The organism is Stieleria mannarensis (assembly GCF_014154935.1).
Taxonomy (GTDB): Bacteria; Planctomycetota; Planctomycetia; order Pirellulales; family Pirellulaceae; genus Stieleria; species Stieleria mannarensis.
Genome location: NZ_JACEHH010000113.1, coordinates 1 through 3,523, shown reverse-complemented (window position 1 = coordinate 3,523; position 3,523 = coordinate 1). Strand labels below are relative to the sequence as shown.

The window sequence follows — 3,523 nt, the reverse complement described above, 5'->3', positions numbered from 1 at the left end:
TCCGGGCAGGGACGGCAATCGGGTCCCACATCGAAGAAGCTCAAGCAAGCGAAAGTCGAAAAGATGTTGTCCACAAGTACTCGCTTGCGCTAAAAGAGTCTCGCGAGACACACTACTGGCTGCGTCTGCTGATCGCAGCCGAAGTGATTCCTGCCGCGAGGCTCGAGCCGTTGAAGCAGGAGGCAAACGAGTTGGTTGCTATTCTGACAACAATCTGCAAAAAGAACCGGGACTGATTTTCACACTTCTCCCTTCTTACTTCAAACTTCCGATCTCCGTAGGAAACGGCTCCCACCGTGGTGGAGAGCTGCGGGTCAATCGATGAATGCGACGTGTCGCATTGCAAGCGATTCGTTTTCTGTGTTCATCAGGACTTGGTGCCATCCGTCCAAGATGATCGTCTTGTGATCTGGATGACGCACACGTCCGCGAACGAACACGCTTGGGTTTCGTCGTTGTGCCACCCAATGCAGATGACGAAGTTCTGGCTTTCGGCTAATCAATCGCCGATACTGACCTTCGGTCAAACCGTTTGGGTATTGGTTGCTGACGTAAACCAGCCGTCCTCCCTGGCGAACGACCTCTTCGCACATGTGTGGCTTTCCACCTCCGCGGGCGATCGGCTCGTTTCGCAGGGCCAGTCGATCATCGACAAGTCCTTGGTTCTCGACGGGAACGAAGAACCATTCACCTTGGCGGATGAACGCTTCGTTTCGTCGGCGGTTTCGCTTACGCGGCTTCACACCGAGACGGGTTTCGAGTGCTCGTACCGCAGTCGGCTTGAGCGCGTCGAATGCAGTCTTCACCGTTGAAACCGAAGCTCGCTCCGGAACGGCCGCAACGAACCAGTGACGCTCGTCGTGTCCGCAGAGGAACTTGTGCTTCCCGTCGTCTTGACGCGACATCAATAGCAAGTGGCGTAGTGAAGGCTGAGTATCGATCACCTGCGTCTCGGCCAACAGAGCTGGCTGAACAGCGATGTCGAAGAACTCGCCCTCGGCGTCGTTGCCGATGTCGATCGAAACTTCGGGAGTGGTGCCCCAGCGTCGAACGATGGGAGGGTGGACCTTTGCTCGAGCACCAATCCGCGTGAATTGACGCTCGATCTGATGCATGCACATTGGAAGTTGGAAGTAAGAAGGGGGAAGTGTGAAACATCAGTACGGGCGAAGTCTTTCACACTTCAAACTTCACCCTTCACAATTCGAAATAGCCCGACCAGGAATCGAACCCGGAACTTCTGTTTAGAAGACAGAGATGATTTCCGTTTCACCATCGAGCCAGGAATAGCTGGTTAGCATCTAGCATTTTAGCCCTGAGCTTTCAGTCTCTGGCTAATCGCTAATTCGCTAGCAGCTAATTCGCTACTCAAAGCGGAAGGAGAGGGAGTCGAACCTTCAAGGCACCATCAAGATGCTCGCCCGGCTAGCAACCGGATACCGTCGCCGATCGGATTGCCCTTCCGTTGAAGAGTTGGGAGAGAAGTAGTGGAGGAGTAGTGTTAGTCATAAAAGAGCCGCCCATCTCCTTCACTCCCCATCTCCTTCACTCCCCATCTCCTTCACTCCCCATCTCCTTCACTCCCCATCTCCTTCACTCCCCATCTCCTTCACTCCCCATCTCTGAACAGTGATCGCGGATGGAATCGAACCATCGATCTCCTGCATGTCACGCAGGCGTCTTCGCCGCTGGACCACGCGACCGTAGTCTTGATGAGTAGTCGAGATAGGAGTCGAACCTACAAAATCACAAGCCTCTCATGCTTGCCGCTTTGCCTGTTTGCGTACTCGACCGAGAAAGTAGCGGATCCGGGGGTCGCACCCGGCGGTCCTGGCTTATGAGGCCTGGCTGAGCACTGGCCCATCCGCAGCGTAAGTTGGTTAGGATTTAGGTTGTTAGGAATTCGGTTTAGAGGGAATAGGCAATGCGTGATCACACGAAGCTACGGGCATTCGAACTGGCGGACGAAGTTGCATTGTTGACGTATCAGTTCACAAGCGGATTTCCGCGGGAAGAACAGTTCGGTCTGACGTCACAAATGCGTCGCGCTGCAGTCTCGGTTCCGTCTAACATCGTTGAAGGATGTGGACGTGACTCAAATGCTGAACTTCTTCGCTTTCTCGACATGGCCTACGGTTCACTGCGAGAACTCGAATACTAAGCATCGCTAGCGACACGGCTTGGTTTCGCACCGGAAAGCAGCGAATTACCTAAACGTCTCATCGAAGCTTCTAAAGTCCTCGCTGCCCTCATTCGTTCGCGCCGCAAACCTAATTCCTAAACACCTAACTCCTAATCTCCTATTTCAGTAGCGCGGGAGGGAGTCGAACCCACAGACATTTCACGGAGGTTTGAGCTCCGCCGCTTTACCGGTTTGCGTACCGCGCCATTTGGATTGAAAAAGCGTCCCCGATCGGGTTTGAACCGACAGCCGCTTGCGTTCTCGCGTAAGCGAGCACTCCGCTGCTCCACGAGGACTTTCGAAGTTTGAAGCAGGAAGGGTGAAGTGTGAAATCTCAAACTTCGAACTTCACCCTTCATACTTCCGAATAGCTCGAGTGGGATTCGAACCCACAGCATCTCTGGTTCTAAGCCAAAGTGGTCTTCCGGTTGCCTACCGAGCCGATTGAATTAACCAAGTGGAGCACCGGGGAATCGAACCCCGATTTTCTGCATGCAAAACAGACGTCTTCCCGTTGGACGAGCGCCCCATGAATGAAGTTGGAAGTATGAAGGATGAAGTGTGAAATAGGTTCGGTCTCAAATGTCTTTTCAAACTTCTATCTTCACTCTTCAAACTTCCTAATGCCCAGAACAGGGATCGAACCTGCAAACACTCGGGTTTAAGCCGAGTCGCTCTGCCAGTTGGCGTACCTGGGCGTCCGAGGCTCACGGACCTACGCAAGTCTTTTGCACCGACCGGCAAGCCTTGATTGCTCATTTCAATCGCGGTTGGCTGTCGCCCGTCGACTTGCGGTGGTTCCGAATCGCTTTCCGATAGTCGGGAGCATCCGCGGCATCGACAACCACATGGCCGACGCACTCAACCACCCATCCATCAACCCAGCGATCGAGGTCGTCTTTCAACTTCAGGACGCGACCCAGCTTTGCAAACTGTTGAGGGATGTATGACGTTGTCCGCACCGAGCCACCGGCGACCGCGCGTTTCATCGCACACTGCACGTACTTGACTTGTTTGGCCATCGTCATTCTCCAAGGTTGGCATGAAACAGCGTCACCACGACGCGTGAGTAGTCCTGGATGGAGTCGAACCATCGTTTCCTGTTTGTAAGACAGGTGTCGTAGCCGCCCGACCACAGGACTTTGGAAGTTTGAAGTTCGAAGGAGGAAGTTTGAATTGAATTGCGGTAGACTGCTGCGATGAAAAGCGACTTACCCGATCGGACCTTTGCATTTGCCGAGCGAATCGTACGGCTCTGTCTCGCGTTAGAGAGCGACAGCAGTGTCGCTGCGACCCTGATGAGGCAATTGCTTCGGTCCGGGACTTCGATTGGAGCGAATG

The 3,523-nt window shown here is 53.8% G+C and carries 5 protein-coding genes and 9 tRNA genes; 3 read left to right on the top strand and 11 right to left on the bottom strand.

The genetic code is table 11. The features are described from left to right. Positions 1-236: four helix bundle protein (locus H1B37_RS32485; RefSeq protein ID WP_182871431.1), on the top strand; the 236-nt coding region annotated here is incomplete at its 5' end. 78 nt (positions 237-314) lie between these two features. On the opposite strand, the gene H1B37_RS32480 is transcribed toward H1B37_RS32485, so the two are convergent. The 5 genes from H1B37_RS32480 to H1B37_RS32460 all read right to left on the bottom strand — a co-directional run bounded on the left by H1B37_RS32480 (position 315) and on the right by H1B37_RS32460 (position 1,793). After that, positions 315-1,115, bottom strand: coding sequence for a hypothetical protein (locus H1B37_RS32480; protein WP_286178468.1), 801 nt, complete (start codon positions 1,113-1,115; stop codon positions 315-317). 95 nt (positions 1,116-1,210) lie between these two features. After that, positions 1,211-1,282: transfer RNA gene (locus H1B37_RS32475), tRNA-Arg, on the bottom strand. A 92-nt stretch (positions 1,283-1,374) separates the two neighbouring features. Continuing rightward, positions 1,375-1,464: transfer RNA gene (locus H1B37_RS32470), tRNA-Ser, on the bottom strand. A 166-nt stretch (positions 1,465-1,630) separates the two neighbouring features. Next, a tRNA-Val gene (locus H1B37_RS32465) sits at positions 1,631-1,703 on the bottom strand. 14 nt (positions 1,704-1,717) lie between these two features. Next, positions 1,718-1,793, bottom strand: a tRNA-Leu gene (locus tag H1B37_RS32460). Positions 1,794-1,924: 131 nt separating this feature from the next. On the opposite strand from H1B37_RS32460, the gene H1B37_RS32455 reads away from it, so the two are divergent. After that, positions 1,925-2,161 (top strand): four helix bundle protein, encoded by a 237-nt coding sequence (locus H1B37_RS32455; RefSeq protein ID WP_286178467.1) that lies wholly within the window; start codon positions 1,925-1,927, stop codon positions 2,159-2,161. Between the two features lie 148 nt (positions 2,162-2,309). Here H1B37_RS32455 and H1B37_RS32450 read toward each other — a convergent pair. The 6 genes from H1B37_RS32450 to H1B37_RS32425 form a co-directional block, all read right to left on the bottom strand. After that, positions 2,310-2,388: transfer RNA gene (locus H1B37_RS32450), tRNA-Leu, on the bottom strand. A gap of 162 nt (positions 2,389-2,550) precedes the next feature. Further along, positions 2,551-2,624, bottom strand: a tRNA-Leu gene (locus H1B37_RS32445). Between the two features lie 16 nt (positions 2,625-2,640). After that, positions 2,641-2,711: transfer RNA gene (locus H1B37_RS32440), tRNA-Ala, on the bottom strand. 95 nt (positions 2,712-2,806) lie between these two features. After that, positions 2,807-2,880: transfer RNA gene (locus H1B37_RS32435), tRNA-Leu, on the bottom strand. 57 nt (positions 2,881-2,937) lie between these two features. Continuing rightward, a complete protein-coding gene (locus H1B37_RS32430) occupies positions 2,938-3,204 on the bottom strand; it encodes a hypothetical protein (protein ID WP_197137859.1) in 267 nt (88 codons plus the stop codon). A 48-nt stretch (positions 3,205-3,252) separates the two neighbouring features. After that, positions 3,253-3,324, bottom strand: a tRNA-Val gene (locus H1B37_RS32425). Between the two features lie 57 nt (positions 3,325-3,381). Between H1B37_RS32425 and H1B37_RS34710 the strand changes: the two genes are divergently transcribed. Then, a partial coding sequence (locus H1B37_RS34710; protein WP_182871429.1) for a four helix bundle protein occupies positions 3,382-3,523 on the top strand: 142 nt, incomplete at its 3' end.

What these genes read in the sequence shown, in the direction of transcription:
- H1B37_RS32480 (WP_286178468.1), bottom strand. Translation starts at nt 1,115, where the DNA reads ATGCATCAGATCGAGCGTCAATTCACGCGGATTGGTGCTCGAGCAAAG.
- H1B37_RS32430 (WP_197137859.1), bottom strand. Translation starts at nt 3,204, where the DNA reads ATGGCCAAACAAGTCAAGTACGTGCAGTGTGCGATGAAACGCGCGGTC.
- H1B37_RS32455 (WP_286178467.1), top strand. Translation starts at nt 1,925, where the DNA reads ATGCGTGATCACACGAAGCTACGGGCATTCGAACTGGCGGACGAAGTT.